Origin of the sequence: Streptomyces sp. NRRL B-24484 (assembly GCF_000717715.1) — a bacterium.
Taxonomy (GTDB): domain Bacteria; phylum Actinomycetota; class Actinomycetes; order Streptomycetales; family Streptomycetaceae; genus Kitasatospora.
On sequence record NZ_JOAI01000045.1, the window covers coordinates 1 to 19,126 of the forward strand.

The window sequence follows — 19,126 nt, forward strand, 5'->3', positions numbered from 1 at the left end:
TTCGAGGACACGCCCCACCGGATCGAGGCCTGCTTCAGCCCCGGAGCGTGGCTCCAAGTCGCGGGCACCTACCTGCGAAGCGGCTCCGAGTACTGACGATCCGGTTCACCTGCCCGCGCCCGTCGGGCGGTGGCCCGCGCGCGGCGGTCGGCCGCCGCCGTCCCTTTCTTCCTGCTCGGGACCATCGTCTTGACGTTGCTCGCGACGAACGCACTCCCCGCACCGAGCGCCGACCCTGCGTTCTTCACTGGCCTTGCCGTGCTGTGCGCCGTGTCCACCGCCGTCGCGGTGATCGACCTGGTCGTCATCCGGCGCCGGATGACGGAGGAACGACGGTGGCACCGCTGACGACGCGGCCGAGCAGAGGACATGTTCGCACGCTACTGGGCGGGCGCAGGAGCAGAACGGAGTCCGCCCGAGTCCAGCGCCGCGGGCGACACCACGGAGGGAGACCGTCCGAGTGATGCCGCCGTAGCTGAGGATGCGGCTGCACTGGTCGCAGTCGCGGTCGGCAACGGGCCTGCCTACGGTTGAGAACAGGACGCGCCGAGGCGTCCGGCCTCCGGTTGCGCAACGCGTCGAAGGTACGGTCCACCAGCACAGGAATCGTAGGTGGGCCAGTGGATCCGGAGGATGGGGCCGGGTGGGCGGACGTTCCCGACCGCAGCCACCGGATCGATGACGAGATGGACCGGATCGTCGGACGTCTACGGGACCTGGCCGACACCCAGCGCCGTTTCCAGGACCTGCTGGACGCAGTGATCGCGGTGGGCCGGGAGCTGGAGCTGCCGGTCGTGCTCCGCCGGGTGATCACCACCGCGATGGACCTGGTCGACGCCCGCTACGGCGCACTCGGCGTGCTCAGCGAGGACGGCGAACACCTGGAGGAGTTCATCCCCGTCGGGCTGAGCGAGCAGCAGGTCGCAGCCCTGGCCGGGGTCGCCCTTCCGCACGGGCGCGGACTCCTGGGACACCTCATCGACCACCCCGAACCCCTGCGTGTCGCGGACATCGGCGCCCACCCGAACGCAGTGGGCTTCCCGCCGGGCCACCCGCCGATGCGGACACTGCTCGGGGTGGCGCTCACCGGACGTGGACGGGTCTACGGCAACCTCTACCTTTGCGAGCGACGCGACGGGCAGCCCTTCGACAGGCACGACCAGGACATCGTCGTGGCGCTCGCCGGCGCGGCCGGCCTCGCCATCGAGAACGCACGTCTCTACCGGCAGGTCCGCGCCAGCGCCGAGTACTTCCAGCGCCTCCTCCTTCCCCGCCTGCCCGATGTGGCGCCCTTCTCCGTCGCCGCGGTCTACCGCCCCGCCGCCACCCCGGACCACGTCGGCGGAGACTGGTACGACGCCCTGATGCTCCCCGACGGCGCCTGCGCCCTGGTCATCGGCGACGTCGCCGGACACGACCTGAAGTCCGCCGCCACCATGGCCCAGACCCGCAACATGCTGCGCGCCCTCCTCTACGACCGCCGCACCCCGCCCAGCGGCGTCCTGACACAGCTCGACCGCACCCTCCAGGCGATCACCGACAACCCGATCACCACCACCTGCCTCGCCCGCATCGAACCCGCCGAGGACGGCTGGACACTCCACTGGAGCAACGCCGGACACCCGCCACCGCTCCTGATCGGCCCCGACGGCACCGCCCGCTACCTGCACGCCGACCCCGGCCTGCCCCTCGGCGTCGACCCCGACGTGCCCCGCCCCGACCACAAGCGCCCCCTGCCCGGCAACGCCACCCTCGTGCTCTTCACGGACGGCCTGGTCGAGCACCCCCACCGCCCCCTGGACGCCGGCCTCACCGCCCTTGCGCAGGTTGCCGCCGCCCACCCCGCTCTGCCCCTCGAAGACCTGTGCCGGACCCTGGCCGACGCCCACCTCGGCGATGGACGCGACGACCTCGCCGTCCTCGCCCTGCGCACCCCGCCCACCGCGCCGGCCCCCGGGAACACCGGCGACGCACCCCCGGACCCGGGAACAGCACGAACCCCGCACCCCGGCGGGCCCGCAGCTCGGTCTCGGCGGTGGTCCTTCAGCACCTGATCCCGGCCGCTCTTCACTCGTGTCCATGACCTCTGCCGCTCCGTGATCCGGGGGCCCTGCCGCAGGGGAGGCCGGCCCTCCGACACGGAGGGCCTCCGTCTCCGTTCCGCAGCATCGAAACCCGGAATGCGCCACCACGGCACGGCACGGCACCGCCACTGCCGCACCTGCCCGTGCAGTTCGTCGACGCCGCAGCGGCGACCACCGGCGGGTGCGGACGGCCGGGGGCGGTCCGGTCATGAACCGGCTTGCCACCCGTGCGCTTCCTGGTTCACACCCACGACACCGAGACCGGTGTCGCGATGGCTGCCCGAATGCTGCACGAGCTCGGACCGCACGAGGGCTGCGCGGTACGTCTGGGCAGTGGGGACCTCGGCGCGCTCGCCGCCTCTTCCCGGCGGATCCTGGACACCGCCGGGCTGCCCGAGCCACGGATCACCGCCAGGGGCGGCACCGGTCGCCGACGACGGTCGACCGATGATGAGCCTCTCCACCGGCAGAGTGACCGTGCAAGGGGCCGAGGAGGTCCACCGCGGGCCCGGACTATTCACCCGACCACGGCCGCTGCGCTGTCTCCGGACTGAAGCCCGGGGTGCAGCGTAGGTCCCGCTCCTCCCTCGCGTTGGCTCGCCTGCCCGGGCCCCTGCGGCTCGTCGTGGGTGGTGTTCGTGCCGGCATTCGTGGTGCTGCCACTGACGCCGGCCACGGCGAGGACGGTGAAGCCGCGGCAGGCCGAGCCGAAATCGTCGTCCCGTCGGCATGGTCGACAACGACGCGGCATTGATTATCTGATCGCCAGTCAGGGACTTGCGGCCAGGTGCATCGAGGCCTACGTGGAGCGACCTACCTCCCACGCCGAGCGCCGGTCCGACCACGCTCCGGTGACCGCCGTCTTAGACTTCGGTCAACTCCCATAGCAACAAAGGGAGATCGGACCACTGGCTTCGGATGTCCCAGTCGTCTCGCTGCCTGATCAGGGCGACGACCCGAGACTGCCACCGGTCAGGGGCCGGCGACCGGCGTCCGTGGAGGAGCCGTAGACCTGCTGGGGTTGATGAGGACCTGTGAGAACGGTTCCGGCCCGCGATCCCGTGAGAGATCATGGTTCGCACATGACGCACTGACAGCCGGGGTATCCACTGCCCGGTCCGTCTCCGAGAACGTCAGGGCGCCTCGCGGCTTCGGGTCCTGGTGGTTCCGTGCAGGTGCGGGCTCGGGGCGTTGGCCTTCTGCGGCCGCCGCGCGGTGCCGAGGATCAGTGGGCGGGCGAACGGAGGTGCCGCGGGCAGTTCGCCGTGCTCAACGGACCCGACCTCGAAGCCGGCGGCCTCGATCGAATCGAGGGTCGGACGGTTGCACTCGCAGCAGACCACCAGGCGGTTGAACCAGTTGAAGCGGTCCTGGGTGCGGGCGAGCTGCGGGTCGCGGGAGCGTACGTGTTCGAGGAAGAGCAGCTGTCCGCCAGGACGCAGTACTCGGCCGATCTGGCGCAGGACGCGCGGCTGGTCGGCGACGCCGCACAGGACCAGGGTGGAGACGACCGTGTCGAAGCTGTCGTCCTCGAAGGGGAGGTCCTCGGCCGGGGCGCGGAGAACGGTGGTGTGCGGTGCGCGTTCCCGGACGTGTCGTTCGAGTCGGCGGAGCATCGCGGCTTCGGGTTCGGTGACGGTCAGGGAGAGCACGTCCGGGCCGTACAGTTCGAGGTTGGCACCGGTCCCGGCACCGATCTCCAGGACCTCGCCGGTTGCTCGGGCGATCAGCCGGCGCCGCAGCTCGCGCAGCCCCGCCTCCTCGGCCCGGGCCATGGAACGGTCGTAGACCAGTGCGAAGAACGCCGTGTGGATGCTCATGGCCGCCTCGATTCCTCACCACCGGGCTCACGCGCCCGGTACGCCTTCGACGCTACGGGCCCGGGGACGGGCACCGCATGGGGCGGTTGCCCCATCTTTCGCGGGGTCCTCACACGGTGGCCGCCTCGGCCTGCGGCAGCAGGCCGTTCTCCAGCGCGAAGAGGCAGGCGCCGGCGCGGCTGGAGGTGCCGATCTTGGCGTAGATGTGCTCGACGTGGTTGCGGGCGGTCTTCGGGGAGATGACCAAGCGGCTCGCTATCTCCTTGTTGGACAGGCCGCGGGCCAGCAGCCGCAGCACGTCGGCCTCGCGACCGGTCAGACCGGCGGGGCCGGCGGTTCGACGGGGGACGCGATGACCCGCTGCGGCGAGCACCGCCGTGACGGCCTCCGCGTCGAGTCGGCCGGCCGCGGCCTCGGCGCGCAGCTCGGCGGCAGCCTGCGGTGCGGTCAGCGCGTCGCGGTACGGCCGTGGCTCGATCATGGACCGGTAGGCGTCCGCCGTGCCGAGGATCCGGGCCCGCCGGGAGATGGCGGGCGCAGTGAGTCCGCGCGGGTAGCCTGAGCCGTCCAGCCGCTCCCGGTGCTGCACGGCGATCGCCCCGAGCGGAGCCAGCGTCGGCGACTGGCAGAGCATGCGCTCCGTCAGGTAGGGCTGCAGGCGCACCCGTTCCCGTTCGCCCGTACCGAGCGGCCCGGGTTTGTCCCAGATCGCGTTCGACACACCCAGGCGTCCCAGACCGTGGAGCAGGGCGGCCCGGTGAAGCTGGGTCCGCTGGTCCTCGGCCAGGCCCAGTCCGATGGCGGCCGCGTCGACCAGGTCGGCCACGGCCCGCGCATGGCCCAGGGTGTAGGGCGACTTCAGGTCGACGAAGTCGGCGACGGCCAGCAGCGCCTGCTCGAACTGCTCTCCGCCGAGCCACACCCCCAGCGCCGGTTCGGCGGCGATCACCGCCTCCCAGGTGGCCACCGCGTCCAGCCCGCCGAGCACCGTGTCCGCGTCCCGGCACAGCACGGCCGCGAGAAGGGGGTCGAACTGGGATCCGGCGCGCCGTTCGGCCAGCGCCGTGGCGGCCGCGGTGCCGCCCAGGCGGTGCGCGACCTCGGCGAACTCGGCCAGCTGTGCCAGGCGCGACGCGATCGGTACGGCTTCGCCCTTGAGCTCCCCGGGCCAGCCGCGTCCGTCCCACTGCTCGTAGGAGGCGGCCACCGCGCGCCGGACGGCGTCCGGCAGTCCGAGCCTCGCGGCCAGCGAGGTGGCCAGGACAGCGTGGCCGCTGATCATCCGGTCCACCTCGTGGAAGCCGCCCAGGGCGAGCTCCAGCCCGACCCGGAACCGGTGCAGCGGCGGGTTGCCCGACCCGATCAGCCGCACCGTCGCGGCGGCACCGGCCAGGCTGCGCTGCTCGTACCGGTACTTGCCGGCCTTCAACGCGATGTCGTCGCCGAACCACTTCGCCTGCTCGTGGGCGTCCGCGTGACACCCCACGTTCACCAGCAGTGCCGTGTAGTAGACGGCGACCCGTTCCTCGTCGTCCAGACCGATCCGCTCGGCCAGGCGCAGGGCGATCAGGCACTGTCGCAGCACGTGCTCCATCGGCTGGCCGAAGCCGAGGTCGACGCCCAATGACAGCGCGGCGACGAGCTCGGCCAGCCGCAACCGCGGACCGGCGTCGCTACCGCTCACACCACGACCCTACGTCGCCGCCGAGCGGGCCGCGGCATGGCGTTCCGGTCCAGCCCCGGCTTCCACGTCCACCACGACGGCCCCGCCGCCCGGCCGGCCTCCGCCGCCACCGGCCGGAGCTCGACCTGCTGGGTCACCGGCTTCCGCGCCTCCGAAGGGGGCCGCACGCTCACCGGCCTCGGCGGCACCCCCGCCGGCCCCGGCACCGTCGGCACGGCCGCCCCGCGCGACGGCCGCTTGCTCCAGGCCCGGACCGGCGTCAACGGCGTCGTCGACGAGTTCGCCGTCAACCCCGACGGGTCCCTCACCTGCCTCGGCCCGGTCACCGTGCCCGACGCAGCCGACGGCGAAGGAGTCGCCCCCCCGCACCACGGCCGCGGCGCATCACAGGGTTCGCAGTCGCGGCAGACCCCGACGCGCACAGACCGATCCCCTGACCGACGGCGCACAGCTCGGCGGACGGCGCGCCCGATGTGACCTCACGATGTGATGCCGCGAATTCACGCCTCATGGGTGAGGCATCAATCGAACCCGGAGGTGGTCATCATGCCGTGCACACGCAAGGAAGAGGCGCCGCTGCTCGTCGACTCACCGGTCGTCCGGGGCCGGTACGCCGAGCTCGACGACTGCACGGTCTCCTTCGAGACCTTCCCCGAGGACGCCGACGGCACGCCCGCCTTCCCCGGGCTGCCCGACGACCGCTGCCAGGGCCCGCACTGGGGCATGGTGATATCCGGCCTGCTCCAGCTGCGCTACCGCGACCGGACGGAGTGCTACGCGGCCGGCGACGTCTACCACGCGCCGCCCGGACACCTGCCGGTCGTGGCGGCCGGGACCGGGACGATCGACTTCGGCCCGTCCGACGAGCTGAGGGAGACGACGGCGGTCGTGGCCGCCGACATGAGCCGCGCAGGAGGTGCCCGATGAGCACCGTGCAGGTCAGTGCCGAGAGCACGGCCCAGGAGTTGGCCGACGAGTTCATCACCTTCCTGGAGACCGGCGCCGCACCGGACGGGCTGTTCGCGCCGGAGGTGTTCGTCGACTTCACGATGCCGCAGTGGCGGCTGCAGGCGCAGGGTGTTCAGGACGCCGTGGCACTGCGCAAGGCCGGCCACCCCGGGCCCAGTCGGGTGCCCCGGTCCCGGCTCGATGCCACGGCGACGGGGTTCGTGCTGGAGGTCGAGGAGCAGTGGGAGCAGAACCGGGAGTCGTGGTACTGCCGGGAGCTGTTCCGCGCCGATGTGTCCGACGGGTCGATCTCCCGGCTCTCGGTGTACTGCACCGGTGACTGGGACCGGGCGCGCGTCGCCGAACACGGCAGGACGGTGCGGTTGCTCCAGCCCTGAGCGCGCAGCCGGACCGCAGTACGATCTGATCATGGACTCTGCGGCCGAGCGGGCCGCCGCCGCCCGGGTGGCGTTGCTGGAGGCCTACTTCCGGGCCCGTGACAGCGGCGACGCCGCCCTGATGGCGGCGGCCGCGCTGGACCTGCCGTCGAGCCAGCGCTTCGGCACCCATCCCGGTCAAGTGCCCGCCCTGATCCACGAGGCGTACGCGATGGCCACCGATCCGGTGAGCCGCTGCCGCCTGGCCGCCGCGCTCGCGCTGGCCTGGGTCTACGGAGGCGACGCCCCGCGAGCGGTGGCCTTCGCCCGCGAGGCCGTCGCCCTGGCGGAGGGCCTCAACGAGCCCGACGTCACAGCCGATGCCCTCGGCGCCGCACTGGCGGCCCGCTGGGGGCCCGACGACTTCGCCGAGCGGCTGGCACTGTCGGCCCGACTGGCGGACGCGGCCGCCCACCTCACCGATCCCGCCCGCCGGTCAACCGCCCACCTGTGGCGGCTGACCACCGCATGGGAGTGCCTGGACGTGGTCGCGGTACAGCGGCAGCTCCGCGCATTGGACCTGCTCGCCGAGGACTCCGGATGCCCGCGCGACGCCTTCTTCGCCGCGTCCCGCCGGGCCATGCACGCCCTGGTCGTCAACGACCTCACAGCAGCCGACCGGCTCATCGCACAGACCGCCGGCTTGGGCGAGCAGGCTGCCGTGCCGGATTCCGAGGCCGTCCTGCACAGCCTGGTAGCGGCACGGGCCCGCCAGACCGGGGACACCGCCACCCTGCACGGCGAGGCGCTCGCCTTCGCCGCCTTCGGCGCCGCCGAGGGAGTGCCCTCGGTGGCGGCCGAGGCCGCGGTGCTCTGGCTCGCCGCCGACGAACCCGATCGGGCACGGGAACTGCTCGACCAACTCGCCGGTGGCGGACTCGACGCCGTCACACGCGACGTCGACTTCCTGCTCACCGTCACCTCACTCGTCGAGGTCGCCGCCGGCCTGCGCGTCGAAGACATCCTCGAAGACGGCGTCCGCCTGCTGGAGCCCTTCGCCGGCCGAGCCGTCCTCAACACGGGCGCGGTCGTCTTCCACGGCGTGGTCGACGACTACCTCCACCGCGCCGAACAGGCGCTGGGCCGCACCGGCGCCACCCACTGGCACCACCGCGCGGCCTCCTGCTACCAACGGATCGGCGCCGACTGGTGGCGCGAACAACTCGGCACTCCGGCGGTCCGGCCGCCGCCGCCCCGGGCGCTCACCGCCCATCTGCACCAGGACGGCGACCGCGGCTGGGTGGTCGGCAGCAGCGGCGCCGTCTTCGCGCTGCCCGACCTCAAGGGGCTCCACTACCTGCGTGAACTGCTGCGCAACCCGGGCACCGAGCTGAGCGCGCTCGACCTGTCCGCCGCAGCGCCGGGTCATGCGCCTGTCGTCATCGACGACGCGGACACCCACGAGGTCATCGACAAGCAGGCTCTGCTCGCCTACCGGACGCGGCTGCGACAGATCGACGCCGAACTGGACCAACCCGAGCCCTGGACCGACCAGGCCGAACTCGACCGTCTGGACACCGAGCGCGAGGCCCTGCTGACCGAGGTGCGCGCGGCCACAGGCCTGGGCGGACGCCGGCGCCGCTTCAGTTCGACCTACGAGCGGGCCCGCGTCGCCGTGCGCAAGGCGATTGCTTCCGCCCTCGACCGCATCCAACAGCACGACGACACCCTCGCCCGACTGCTGCGCGACACCCTGCACACCGGAGCGTCCTGCCGCTACGACCCGGACCCCGCCCGCCCGGTGACCTGGTTGCTCGACCCTGGCGAACCCGGGCCCGGGCCCCGGGCCGGCAGCGGCCCCGAGGGCGGAGCCGGCCGTGGGACTCCCTGACCGGACCGTGGTCGCGGCGGCGCACGAGGAGACACCGGAGCGGTGCCGCCGCGCTCATCGTGCTCGGTCCTCGCTCCAGGTGGGTCGGCGGACGGCTTCGGCGAAGTGCTCGGGATCGACGACCGCGTCGCGAAGATCACCGGGCTGGCGTTCGACGAGGTCCACGGCCCGGTCCGACCGTTCGGCGACGAGACGGTAGTACTCGGCGAGGAACCGGCCGACGAGGAGGAGCCGGGCGGCCCGCTCGGGAAACGGTCCCACGCCCACCCGGTAGTCACGGGCCGCCGCGAGAGCAGGCCGAGGACCGCGTACGACGCGGTGCTGAGGGCCGACTCGCCTGACATCGCCGATGCCGGCTTCCGGACTCCGCGCGTCGAAGGACTCACCGCCCCGATGCACTTCGGCGCGGACCCCGACACCGCGCAGCGCTTCGTCACCGGCCTGCTCGGCCGGCTCCTGGGCGGTCTCGACGGCACCGGGCGGACCGGCGCCCTTGCCGAGCTGCACACGAGCATCGAGGCCCACCACACCCCCGAGGGCATCCTGGACCCGTCAGCCACCTGGCTGATCACCACGGCCCGCCCGTGAACGGCCAACGGTGCACTGCGGCCGACCGATTCGCGGAGGTGGCTCACCACATGGGCTGCGACCCGCCGTCCTGCGCCACGCCGCAGTCGACACCAGACTGGAATCAGCCGGTCGTCCCCGGGGAAACCGATCGCTCGGAGGGAGCGATGGGCACTGAGTGGCAGCTTCGCGAATCCGGTCCGGCTCACGCCCCGAGCACGGTGCTGCTGCTTCCCGGCGGAATGTGCAGCGCCGGGTCCTACGCGGAGGTGATGGCGCAGCCCGTCCTCGGGCAGGTGCGGTTGGTGGCCGCGACGCTGCCGGGGCACGCAGGGACCGTGCCCTTGCGGGACTGCAGCATCGAGTCCTACGCGCGCGTCACGGCAGAGTTGGCGGCGCAGGTCCGGGCGGACGTCGTGGTCGGGTTCAGCATCGGCGCGTGTGTCGCAGCGGAGATGGTGACCTCCGGCGCGTTCAGCGGGCCGGTCGTGCTGCTGGGCATCAGTCTGTCCTCCGCGGACGAGCCGGCGTTCTTCCACGCGATCGTGGGGCTGGGCCGCGTGCTCGGCGGCCTCCCCGCGACGTTCCTGGCGAAGGGGGCGGCGTCGATGCTCAAGCGGAAACCGTTGACGCCGGAGCGCCGGGCCGAGCTGCAGGCCGACCTGGAGAGGAACGACCCGGCCGGGATGAGGCTGATCCTGCTGGACTACGCGCGGTGGCTACGACGGAGCGATCGTCGGGCCGCACGGCTCGGTCAAACCGGTGTGCCGGCCTGGATCGTCCATGCCGAGAAGGGCGACGGCGGGCTCACGGCCGCCGAGCGGAGCACCCTTGAGGCCTGCGCGAACGTCCGCCTGGTGACGATCCCGGGCTCGGTGTTCCTGCTTCCCGTCGAGGCCCCGGGGCCGGTAACGGCAGTCATCGGCGAAGCCGTCGCCCACGCGACTCGATCCGCCTGACGGTGCCGTTCCAGATCGGGTCACCGAGTGCCGTCACGGCCCCGGACGCCGAACTGTGTCTCGCGGCGCAGCGTGGCGACGCCCAGGCCCCGGCCGCGCTGCTGGAGCACCACCGGACCGGCCTGTACGCCTCGGGCTGCCGGGCAACCGCGACGACGCCGCGGACGCCGTGCAGGACACCGGCGTGGTGGCGCTACTGGGACTCGCCGAGCTGCGGGAAGCCGGGGCCGCGCGGGCATGGCTGCACACCGTGCTCCGCAGTGTCTGCCTGATGCAGCTGCGGCGACGCCGTGAGATCCCCGTCGACCACGTCGAGCCGCCCGGTACGGTGCCCGGGCCCGAAACGGTGCTGGAGGAGCACGTACCGCGCGAGTGGCTGTGGCAGGCGCTCACGACTCCGAGCCCGGACGAGCAGGTCACACCGCTGCTGCGCCACTGCCGTCCGCGCCGGCGCCTCACTGGGCGGACTGCGTCACGCCGCCCACCGGGACGACGGTCAGGTCCCAGCCGTCCGCCTCCAGTGGCTGGTCGATGAAGTTGCTGTCGTTGGAGCACTGGAGGTCGACCCCGCCCGGCGAGGACAGGCTGCCGGCGACCGTCATCGCCTGGCTCCCGAACTGGACACCCCTGATCGAGTCGAACGCGTCCGAGTGGTGGCCGCCGTTCATGACCACCCGGCAGTGCGCGAAGTAGATCGCGTCGGAGTGGTTGAACATGGAGACGTTCGCGGTGGCCACGTAGGAGCCGGCCGGCACGTCGAGGTGGGCGAGGGTGGTCCAGTCGTGCGGCAGCTCGACGGGGTCGGACGGGTGGCCGGGGCCGCCGAGTTCCCGGTAGGCCTCGTACGCGGTGCCCGCGGGCGCAGCGGACGGGCCGCCCTGACTCCAGTTCAGCGGGCTCTCGCCGCCGCGGCACTGCTGGGACGGACTGTCGATCACCCGGACCAGGCCGGTGGACTTCTGGTAGCAGGCGTGGATCTGGCCGGAGCCGTCCGGGATCGAGGCCCAGCTGATCCCGGCGGCGGTGGCAGTCAGGGCGGCGGCGGCCAGCAGGACGGTTCCGCGCCGGCCGATGCCGAGGGACATGCGTGCTCCTTTCCTCCCCCCGGGTTCCGTCGGGCGAGGACGCCGCGACGCGCATCCGCGGCCAAGCTAGACCGCGGGCGTGGGCGGGAGGCGGCAGGACACGGCCCTCGCCCCGGTTTTCATCCGGTCGGACGGGAGCCCGCACGCCCGTTGCGGGAGCGGGGGACGGCAGCCGCGGCGGAGGACCGGCCCGGGCTCCCGGCGCTGTGGTACGTTCCGGCGTCGGGGGGATGTCATGGGTGAAACCTCGGAAGCACGTGACGAACTGGACCGGCTGGGCCGGTCGTTGCGGAATCAACTCGTCGCACTGATCACCGATCTGACACCCGGCGCCGACCTCGGTCTGCTGTTCCTCGACGAGCCGTCGGTCGCCGACCGGCACGAGCCGCTGCGCCACCACTACGCGGCCCTGTTCCGCGGCGAACGTCCGGCGGACCTCACCGCTGCGGAGACCGCCTCCCGTGCGGCCGTCCTCCTCGACGCGGCCGGATGGGACGTCACGACCTCGGAGGAGTACGAGGACGGGCGGCGCTGCAGCGCGGTCGTCGCCCGGCGGGACGGCATCCGCATCCGCGTCCGGACGGGCGACCACACGTCGGCCGTGATGTTCGGCGGGCGGACGCCGGCGTTGGCATTCGCTCCGGCGGAACCGTTCCGGCGGCCCGAGCCGGTGCGCACGCCGGACACCCTCACACCCGGATACGTGCTCTGCTACGAGTGCGGCGGCCTGGGCCGGTGTCCCGGCTGCGGCGGCCGCGGGTGGGTGCCCTCCGAACCCCACGGGCGGTCCCGCTGCCGGGAGTGCCGCACCGAACGCGTCTGCCCGATCTGCCGGGGCGGGGGCGAGCTGGCCGCCTCCCAGCTGTCGGACTACCAGCGGGGCTACTACCCGGAGCCGGACTGAATCCACGGCCTCCGGCCGCTGCCGGTCCTGGCCGGCCGTCAGGGCGATTAGCCCGCCCGTGTGTTCTCCGTCGGGCCGGGGCCGGGGTTCTTCGCGTGCGGAGGGGGTTGCGTGTGCAATGACGGTGCTGTTCGGCGCTGCGTCCCTCCGCTCCCGCGTCGTCCCGTCCCCGGCCCACAGGAGCTGCCCGTGCGTTGTCCCACCCTGGTCCCGTTGTCCATGGCGGTCGCGCTGCCGCTGGCGCTCGTCGCCGCCGCGGGTCAGGCCGCGGCCGCGGCGCCGGTCCGTACGGCGGCCCGCCAGGTCCTGCCCGCGGACTGTCCGGACCTCCTCCCGCCCGACGACCCGGCCGTCTACTACTGCGGCCGGCCCGAACTCGGTCCGGCCGTCCTGCCCACCGCGGGGCCGGTGGCGGCGCTGCTGAAGGGCTACCACCGGCTCGGCGGCCTGCAGCCGACCCAGTTCCTCGACTGGTACCGCGTCGGCGACCAGTGGAAGTACCCCGGCAACCGGGGCTTCGCGGAGCTGAACGGCGACCTCGACATGCACCGGCGGACGATGCAGCCGGGCGGGCTCCTGGACCGCTTCGGGGCCGACACCGGCAAGTACCTGGCGACCGGCGGAACGCCGTACGCCAAGCGCGCCCTGCCGCCGGACTCGCTCAACGGCGTCGGGAACGGCTACCACTGCTACGTGGTGAACCGCGACTTCGACGTGCAGGCGGGCCACATCGCGGCCGGCTTCGCCCAGCCCGGCTTCGGCACCCAGGAGTGGCTGGACCCGGCCCTCAAGCCGGCCGACTTCGCCGACTCCGAGACCTACAACGTCGCCAACCTGGTCAAGCACGAGTACCTGGCGGACACCGCGCCCGAGCGGTGCGCCGCCAACCGTTCCTGAGCAGCCGGCCGCTCCTGAGGAGCCACCGCACGCCCGCGCACACCGGGTCCTGACGGAGAGGGCGGGGGACGACCCCCGCCCTCTCGACGTGCGGGGACGCCCGTCCGGCTCCCCCGTAGGGAGGGGACGGCCCCGAAGACCCGACGCCGTGCCCATTACCGGCCCGACGGCGATGCCCAATCATGACGGGAGAGTCCATCGCGGGCACGCCAGGAGGGGACCGGGCATGAGGGTAGACGAACTGTTGCCGTTGTGGGCCGGCCGCGGCACGGGCCTCCCCGTCTTCTGCCTCCCCCACGCCGGCGGCTGCGCGTCCGCCTACCGCGGCATCGCGCGCGGCGCTCCCCCCGAACTCAGTCTGCAGCCTGTCCAGCTCCCCGGCCGGGAGACCCTCGCCCGGCTGCCCCTCTGCGACGACGTGCCGCAGCTGGTGGACCTGCTGGGAACGGCCCTGCGGCCGCTGCTGGACGGGCCGTTCGCGCTCGCCGGGCACGGCATGGGTGCGCTGCTCGCCGCCGAGCTGACCGCCTGGCTGGAGCGCCGCGGGGCCCCGGTGCCGCGGCTGCTGGTCGTCTCCTCCTGCGGCGGCGATCCGGGGCCGGACGCCATGCCGACCGGCGACCTCGGCGACGCGCGGCTGCTCACCGGGCTCGCCGGGCTCGGTCGGTCGGCCCCCGGGCCGGCCGCGGACCCGGAGACCAGGGCCCACCTGCTGGACGTCCTCCGCAACGACCTGCGCCTGGTGCGCCGGTACCGGCCGGGCCACGACCGGCTGACCGTGCCCGTCCTGGCGCTCGGCGGCGACCGCGACTCCGCGGTGACCGCGACGGCGCTGGCCGCCTGGCGCCACCGCACCGCCGGGGACTGCCGCGTCGAGCTCCTGCCGGGCGGCCACTTCGTCCTCCACGAGCAGGCCGCCGCGGCCTGTGCCCTGGTCGCACGGCAACTCCGGCAGGTGGCGCGGCCGTTCGACGCCCTGTCCGCGGCGGACCGGGCGCTGCTGCCGACCGGGCTCGCCGACGCCTTCCCGGCCTCCGCGGAGCAGTCGGCCCTGCTGGCAGACCGCCGGGGGCCGGGCCACGCGGTGGTCGGCGTGTACGTCGAGGCGCCGTTCGACGAGCAGCGGTTCCGGGCCGCGCTGCGCGCCGTGACGGCCCGTCACGACCCCCTGCGCAGTTCGTTCGCGACCGCCGGGTCGTCCGTGCCGCTGCAGCTCGTCCGGGCGGAGGCGGACCCGCCGCTGGAGATCGCGACCGGCGGTGGCGCCGCGCTCGTCCGCGCCTTCCAGCGACGGCGGTTCGCGACCGGCGGCGACGCGGCCGGGCCACCGGCCTTCCGCTGCCACGTCGTCCGCGAGTCGACGTCGTTCGGCGTCTCGGTGGCCGCCCACCACGCCGCCGTGGACCGCTGGAGCGTCTGGGTCCTGCTGGCCGAGCTGGTCGCCCTGTACGAGGCACAACTCACTGGTGAGCCGGCGGAGTTGCCCGACGTCCCGGCGGACGGCCACCGGCGGCTGGCCGCCCCCGAGTACGCGGACCCGGCCTCCGCGGCCTTCTGGCTCGCCGAGGCGAACGCGCCGCCGCTGCTCCTGCCGCTGCGCTCCGCCGACGCCGTCCCCGACCCGGACGAGGCGCGGTTCATCCCGCTGGACGGGCCGGCCGTCGACCGCATCGGCGCGGCCGCCGAGGAGGCGGGGGTGCCCCCGAAGAGCCTCTTCCTCGCCCTGCACGGCTGGTCGCTGGCGCAGGCGACCGGGCGCGACACGGACATCGTCACCGGCCTGGTGACGGACTGCCGGCCCGCCGGCACCTCGTCCGACCACCTGGTGGGGCGGTTCACCAAGACCCTTCCGCTGCGGCTGCGGACCACCGGCGGCAGCTGGGCCGACCAGGCCAGGCGGGCCTGGACCGCCGAGCGGAACACCGCGGCGCACCGGCACTTCCCGCCGGCGGAGATCGAACGCCGGCTGCGCCGGGCGCCGTTCGACGTCGCCTTCGGCTTCACCCGGTTCCGTCCGCACCACCGGCTGGAGCACCTGGAGACCGCCGTCGGCTCCTGGTGGTCCGTCGGCGGGGCGGGCGTCCCGCTCGGCGTGGACGTGCTGCTCGGCTCGCCCGACCTGGGCAGCGGCGTGCTGGTCGCCTTCGACCCCGGCCTGGTCAAGGCCCCGGTCGTCGACGAGTACGTCCAGTCCTTCACCTTCGCGCTGCTCTGTGTCGCCAACTCCCTTCCGTTCGTCATGCGCACCTTCCCCGGAGGCTGACATGCTGGTGATCGCCTACGACCACGGCGCCGCCGCTGCGGCGGAGATCGCCACCGCCCTGGCCGCGGACACCCCGCTCGCCTTCCTCGTCCCGCGGTCGGACCACACCGTGCAGGTCCGGCCGCTGCTGGAGCAGTTGGGCACCGTCGTCGACCTCGCCGGTGACGACCGGGACGTCGCCCGGGTGCGGGCGCTGCGCCCCGACGGCATCGTCACCTACAGCGAGCCGATGCTGCGGGACACCGCCCGGATCGCCGACGCCCTGGGGCTGCCGGGCCACCGGCCGGAGACCGTGCTGCTGCTCACCGACAAGGAGCGGCAGCGCCGGCGGCTCGCGCAGGCCGGGGTGGACGCGGTGCGCCACCACCCCGTCCACCGCCCGGAGGACTGGGCCGCGGCCCTGGACGCCGTCGGGCTCCCGGCCATCGTGAAACCGCTGTACGGCGGCGGCAGCCGGGACACCCACCTCGTCCGGGACGAGGAGACCCTCGCCCGGCTGGCCGTGCGTCATCCCGTCGGCATGATGGTCGAGGAGTACCTGCAGGGCAGGCCGAGCCTGCCGTACGGGGACTACGTGTCGGTCGAGAGCCTCTGCGCACCGGACCGGATCACCCACGTGTCGGTCTCGGGCAAGTTCCCGATGGCGCCGCCGTTCCGCGAGCAGGGCCAGTTCTGGCCCTCCGCGCTGCCGCCGGAGGACGCGGCCGCGGTGGCCGACCTGACCACCCGGGCGCTGCGCGCGCTCGGCGTGGACTTCGGCGTCACGCACACGGAGGTGAAGCTCACCGCGCAGGGGCCGCGGATCATCGAGGTGAACGGCCGGCTCGGCGGGCTCGTCAACGAGATCAGCCGCCGGGCGGCGGGAGTCGACCTGATCCGGCTGGCCGGCCTGCGGGCGGCGGGCAAGGACGACTGGGCCGAACCGGAGCCGATGGACCGGGTCCACTTCCAGTACTGGGGAGCCGGGCCCGCCGAACGGTGCCGGCTGACCGGTGTCCGGGGCGGCCGGGAGGCCCGGGCGGTGCCCGGCATCACCGCCTACCGTCCGATCGTCAAGCCCGGCCAGTGGCTGTTCGACGGCGGGATGACCTGCCAGCTCGACATGGTGTGCGGGGAGGCGGCCTCCCACCGGGAGATGTTCGCGGTGCTCGACGAGGCACTGGGGAGGATCACCTACGACTTCCGGTTCGAGGACGGGCACACCGTCTCGGTCGCACCGCCGCGGCCGTGGAGCGCGGCCGGCGACACCGCATCGCCGCAGGTCTGAGGGCCTCCGCCGCGGCCGCTATCGCGGTGGCGGCGGAGGCGATAGTGCACCGATGCGGTCGCAATGGGCGGCCTTCCTAGCGTGAGCACCACGAGGAAACGCCGAGCAGCGCGCAACCGCCGCCGGATCGGCTCCGCCGACACATGGGAGACAGCGATGACCAAGCTCATGTTCGTACGTGTCTGCGCATGCCTGCTGGCCACTGTGGCCCTCACCGCGGTCGCCGGCTCCCTGGAGTCGCAGGCCGGCCCCGCCCACCCCGTGCACGTCGTGGCCGACAACCCCTGGGGCCCGGGCCCGCAGTCCTGACACCCGGTTCGCGGCCCTGAGAAGGTCGGGGTCAGACGGGGGGCATCAGGTCGCTCTCGCTGACGGTGTACGGCAGCGGGGGGTAGGTGAAGTCCGTTTCATGGTTCTCGCGGCGGCGCAGTCGGTAGAACTCGCGGCTCTGCTCGTCGTCGGCCGGCACCAGCGGCGCGCCGTCCGGGAGATGGGCCCGACCGTCGTGGAACCGGACGACGGTCTTCGAGGTCCGGAACGTGACGCCCAGCCATGCGTTGTCCGACGGCGGGACGGTCGTGTCCAGAACGATCCGGTGCCGGAGCCGCCGGTTGGTGTCGACGGAGAACGCGACCACACCGTTGTGGACGAGCGGGATCTCGAACCCGTCGACGCCCGGCTCCTTGGACTCGAAGATCAGCTTCCTCGACGGACCCGCTGCGGGATGCAGGTAGCAGGAGAAGACGGCGATGTACGACCCGTCGGCCAGATCGAGCGCCTGGTCGCAGTGGCTGCCCATGGTGCGGTAGGCGTCGGTGTAGCGCTCGACGAGGGCGTTGTTGAAGCCGACCGGGAGCGCCGCCCGTTCCCGGATCCGCTCCGCGAGCCGCTCGTGCACCGCCCGGAAGCGCTGCGCCGGGCTGCCGTACCGGGTGGTGGTGCGCACGACGGGCACGCCGTCCGCCCCGTCCGTCCTGGTGAGCACGGCGCCTCGCCGGCCCTTCCCCACGTCCTCCAGGTGGACCGAGGCGGACAGCTCCGCGAAGTGGTCCTCCTCGGGCGGCAGGACGCACCGGACGATCTCGTCCGAGATGCTAGGCCCGGGGTGCACCGTAGTCTCCCGTGTTCATGCTGAAGAGCAGTTCGTCGCCGTAGTCGACGAAGGAGGAGGACCTGTTCTCCTCGGCGTACAGCCGGCGCAGCTCGTCCATGCCCTCCGGTGTGGGCGGTTGCAGCCGCACCGGTCCGTCGGCCGTCTTGAGGAAGGTGTGGCCGTCCTTGTGCACGGCTTCGGCCTTCGAGCAGCGCACCACGTAGCCGAGGCGGGTCGGGAGCGACCCGGCGTCCAGCGCCGAGGGCCGGATCTCGTGGGTATAGAGGCGGTTGGTGGACAGCGGCATGAAGAACACGGACCCGGGGTGGAGGGTGAGCGTGAACTGCGAAGGGAGCGCGAGGCCGTCGCGCCCCGCGGTCGGCTCCTTGAGGCGGAAGCGGAGGCCGGTCATCCCGCTGACGCCCTTCACCCCGTGGTCGAAGGCGTCCCCGGCGAGGGGCTGCAGCCGGTCGAGCCCGTCGTAGAAGGTGCAGAAGGCCATGATGCCGTTGACGGGCATGTCCTTGGTCTTGTCGGCGTGGGACGAGATCCTGGCCTTGGACTGCTTGCGCTCCGACGTGGCCGGGGTGTTGTGGTAGATCTGCGCGAGGACGTGGTTGAGCGGTGCCTGGCCGCGGAAGACGGCGGCGGCCTCGCGGTTCAGGGCCTCGACGATGTCCGTGTCGGTCGGGCCGAAGCCCTCGGTCGGCCCCGAGAGGTTGGTGGAGCACCGGAGCAGGCGGAAGTGCAGGTCGGCGCCGTCCTGCGTGACGGGCGTCAGGTAGATCCCGCTGCGGTGGGCCGTCCCGGGCTTGGTCGACTCCGTCAGCGACTGGAAGGCGTGCTCCGCCCGGATCCGTCCGAAGTGGTCGGCGCCGGGGTCGAAGAAGCGTCGGTAGTACACGCCGGCGCCGTGCACCCGGACGGGGACCCGGCCGAGACCGACGACCGCCCACGGCTCGTCGGCGTCCTCGCGGTGACCGTGTGACAGCTCCCGGACGACGAACACCCGCTCCGCCGCCCGCAGATGGTGCCCGCTGATCCTGGAGAGGTCACCGCACAGGTAGACGGTCCTCCCCGCGAGGTCGGGCGAACCCGTGGCGAGCTCCTCCGGTGTGACGGTGGACCCGAAGAAGTCCCTGACGACGTCGTTGTCCTGCAGCGACGCGGGCGCGACCAGGATGGTGCGCGTCTCCTCGATGCAGGCTTCTGCCGGCTCTGTTGTGTCCATCGGAGCGTGATCGTCCCACGGGGGCCCGACAGCGGGCAACGGAAGAGCTCGGGAGG

20 protein-coding genes are annotated in these 19,126 nt (G+C 73.2%); 14 read left to right on the forward strand and 6 right to left on the reverse strand.

Annotation, left to right across the window (positions count from 1 at the left end; all coding sequences use genetic code 11):
• Window positions 1–195 precede the first annotated feature (195 nt).
• Together IE98_RS0131685 and IE98_RS0131690 are read left to right on the forward strand one after the other, a co-directional pair.
• Window positions 196–348 carry a hypothetical protein gene (locus IE98_RS0131685; RefSeq protein ID WP_159401134.1) on the forward strand — a complete coding sequence of 51 codons (153 nt, stop codon included), beginning with the start codon at window positions 196–198 and terminating at the stop codon, window positions 346–348.
• A gap of 338 nt (window positions 349–686) precedes the next feature.
• Window positions 687–2,054: a PP2C family protein-serine/threonine phosphatase gene (locus IE98_RS0131690; protein ID WP_078661479.1), complete on the forward strand. Its 1,368-nt coding sequence runs from the start codon at window positions 687–689 to the stop codon at window positions 2,052–2,054.
• A gap of 1,163 nt (window positions 2,055–3,217) precedes the next feature.
• Here the strand turns inward: IE98_RS0131690 and IE98_RS43400 are convergent.
• Window positions 3,218–3,904 carry a class I SAM-dependent methyltransferase gene (locus IE98_RS43400; protein ID WP_052391233.1) on the reverse strand — a complete coding sequence of 229 codons (687 nt, stop codon included), beginning with the start codon at window positions 3,902–3,904 and terminating at the stop codon, window positions 3,218–3,220.
• Window positions 3,905–4,013: 109 nt separating this feature from the next.
• Window positions 4,014–5,588, reverse strand: coding sequence for an HD domain-containing phosphohydrolase (locus IE98_RS0131700; protein WP_030274960.1), 1,575 nt, complete (start codon window positions 5,586–5,588; stop codon window positions 4,014–4,016).
• A 36-nt stretch (window positions 5,589–5,624) separates the two neighbouring features.
• Between IE98_RS0131700 and IE98_RS49595 the strand changes: the two genes are divergently transcribed.
• The 4 genes from IE98_RS49595 (at window position 5,625) to IE98_RS43405 (ending at window position 8,804) form a co-directional block, all read left to right on the forward strand.
• Window positions 5,625–6,065: a hypothetical protein gene (locus IE98_RS49595; protein WP_030274962.1), complete on the forward strand. Its 441-nt coding sequence runs from the start codon at window positions 5,625–5,627 to the stop codon at window positions 6,063–6,065.
• A 69-nt stretch (window positions 6,066–6,134) separates the two neighbouring features.
• A complete protein-coding gene (locus IE98_RS51315) occupies window positions 6,135–6,515 on the forward strand; it encodes a hypothetical protein (RefSeq protein WP_030274964.1) in 381 nt (126 codons plus the stop codon).
• Window positions 6,512–6,934 (forward strand): hypothetical protein, encoded by a 423-nt coding sequence (locus tag IE98_RS0131715; RefSeq protein ID WP_030274966.1) that lies wholly within the window; start codon window positions 6,512–6,514, stop codon window positions 6,932–6,934. The genes IE98_RS51315 and IE98_RS0131715 overlap by 4 nt, the downstream gene beginning before the upstream one ends.
• Window positions 6,935–6,965: 31 nt before the next feature.
• Complete coding sequence (locus IE98_RS43405; RefSeq protein ID WP_043175599.1) at window positions 6,966–8,804, forward strand: hypothetical protein; 1,839 nt, start codon at window positions 6,966–6,968, stop codon at window positions 8,802–8,804.
• Between the two features lie 54 nt (window positions 8,805–8,858).
• Here IE98_RS43405 and IE98_RS49600 read toward each other — a convergent pair whose 3' ends face one another.
• A complete protein-coding gene (locus IE98_RS49600) occupies window positions 8,859–9,065 on the reverse strand; it encodes a hypothetical protein (protein WP_159401135.1) in 207 nt (68 codons plus the stop codon).
• A gap of 132 nt (window positions 9,066–9,197) precedes the next feature.
• Here IE98_RS49600 and IE98_RS49605 point away from each other — a divergent pair, with 132 nt between their 5' ends.
• From IE98_RS49605 to IE98_RS52670, 3 genes are all read left to right on the forward strand, one after another.
• Window positions 9,198–9,392, forward strand: a complete 195-nt coding sequence (locus IE98_RS49605; RefSeq protein ID WP_043175601.1) for a hypothetical protein — start codon at window positions 9,198–9,200, stop codon at window positions 9,390–9,392.
• A gap of 146 nt (window positions 9,393–9,538) precedes the next feature.
• A complete protein-coding gene (locus IE98_RS45290) occupies window positions 9,539–10,330 on the forward strand; it encodes an alpha/beta fold hydrolase (protein WP_030274969.1) in 792 nt (263 codons plus the stop codon).
• Window positions 10,331–10,385: 55 nt separating this feature from the next.
• The gene (locus IE98_RS52670) at window positions 10,386–10,865 is read left to right on the forward strand and encodes a sigma-70 family RNA polymerase sigma factor (RefSeq protein WP_078661462.1); all 480 of its coding nucleotides are present in this window, start codon (window positions 10,386–10,388) and stop codon (window positions 10,863–10,865) included.
• Here IE98_RS52670 and IE98_RS0131740 read toward each other — a convergent pair.
• Window positions 10,786–11,415: a hypothetical protein gene (locus IE98_RS0131740; RefSeq protein ID WP_030274972.1), complete on the reverse strand. Its 630-nt coding sequence runs from the start codon at window positions 11,413–11,415 to the stop codon at window positions 10,786–10,788. The two genes, IE98_RS52670 and IE98_RS0131740, sit on opposite strands and share 80 nt — an antisense overlap.
• 235 nt (window positions 11,416–11,650) lie before the next feature.
• Here IE98_RS0131740 and IE98_RS0131745 point away from each other — a divergent pair, with 235 nt between their 5' ends.
• The 5 genes from IE98_RS0131745 (at window position 11,651) to IE98_RS49610 (ending at window position 17,055) form a co-directional block, all read left to right on the forward strand.
• Window positions 11,651–12,319 (forward strand): hypothetical protein, encoded by a 669-nt coding sequence (locus IE98_RS0131745; protein ID WP_052391234.1) that lies wholly within the window; start codon window positions 11,651–11,653, stop codon window positions 12,317–12,319.
• Window positions 12,320–12,508: 189 nt separating this feature from the next.
• A complete protein-coding gene (locus IE98_RS0131750) occupies window positions 12,509–13,216 on the forward strand; it encodes a TNT domain-containing protein (protein ID WP_159401137.1) in 708 nt (235 codons plus the stop codon).
• 226 nt (window positions 13,217–13,442) lie between these two features.
• Window positions 13,443–15,479: a thioesterase domain-containing protein gene (locus IE98_RS45295; RefSeq protein WP_159401138.1), complete on the forward strand. Its 2,037-nt coding sequence runs from the start codon at window positions 13,443–13,445 to the stop codon at window positions 15,477–15,479.
• Window position 15,480: 1 nt separating this feature from the next.
• A complete protein-coding gene (locus tag IE98_RS0131760; protein WP_043175603.1) occupies window positions 15,481–16,746 on the forward strand; it encodes an ATP-grasp domain-containing protein in 1,266 nt (421 codons plus the stop codon).
• Between the two features lie 156 nt (window positions 16,747–16,902).
• Window positions 16,903–17,055, forward strand: coding sequence for a hypothetical protein (locus IE98_RS49610; RefSeq protein WP_159401139.1), 153 nt, complete (start codon window positions 16,903–16,905; stop codon window positions 17,053–17,055).
• A gap of 31 nt (window positions 17,056–17,086) precedes the next feature.
• Here IE98_RS49610 and IE98_RS0131770 read toward each other — a convergent pair whose 3' ends face one another.
• Together IE98_RS0131770 and IE98_RS0131775 are read right to left on the reverse strand one after the other, a co-directional pair.
• Window positions 17,087–17,857, reverse strand: a complete 771-nt coding sequence (locus tag IE98_RS0131770; protein WP_030274981.1) for a hypothetical protein — start codon at window positions 17,855–17,857, stop codon at window positions 17,087–17,089.
• Complete coding sequence (locus IE98_RS0131775; RefSeq protein ID WP_030274988.1) at window positions 17,841–19,070, reverse strand: hypothetical protein; 1,230 nt, start codon at window positions 19,068–19,070, stop codon at window positions 17,841–17,843. The genes IE98_RS0131770 and IE98_RS0131775 overlap by 17 nt, the downstream gene beginning before the upstream one ends.
• Window positions 19,071–19,126 lie beyond the last annotated feature (56 nt).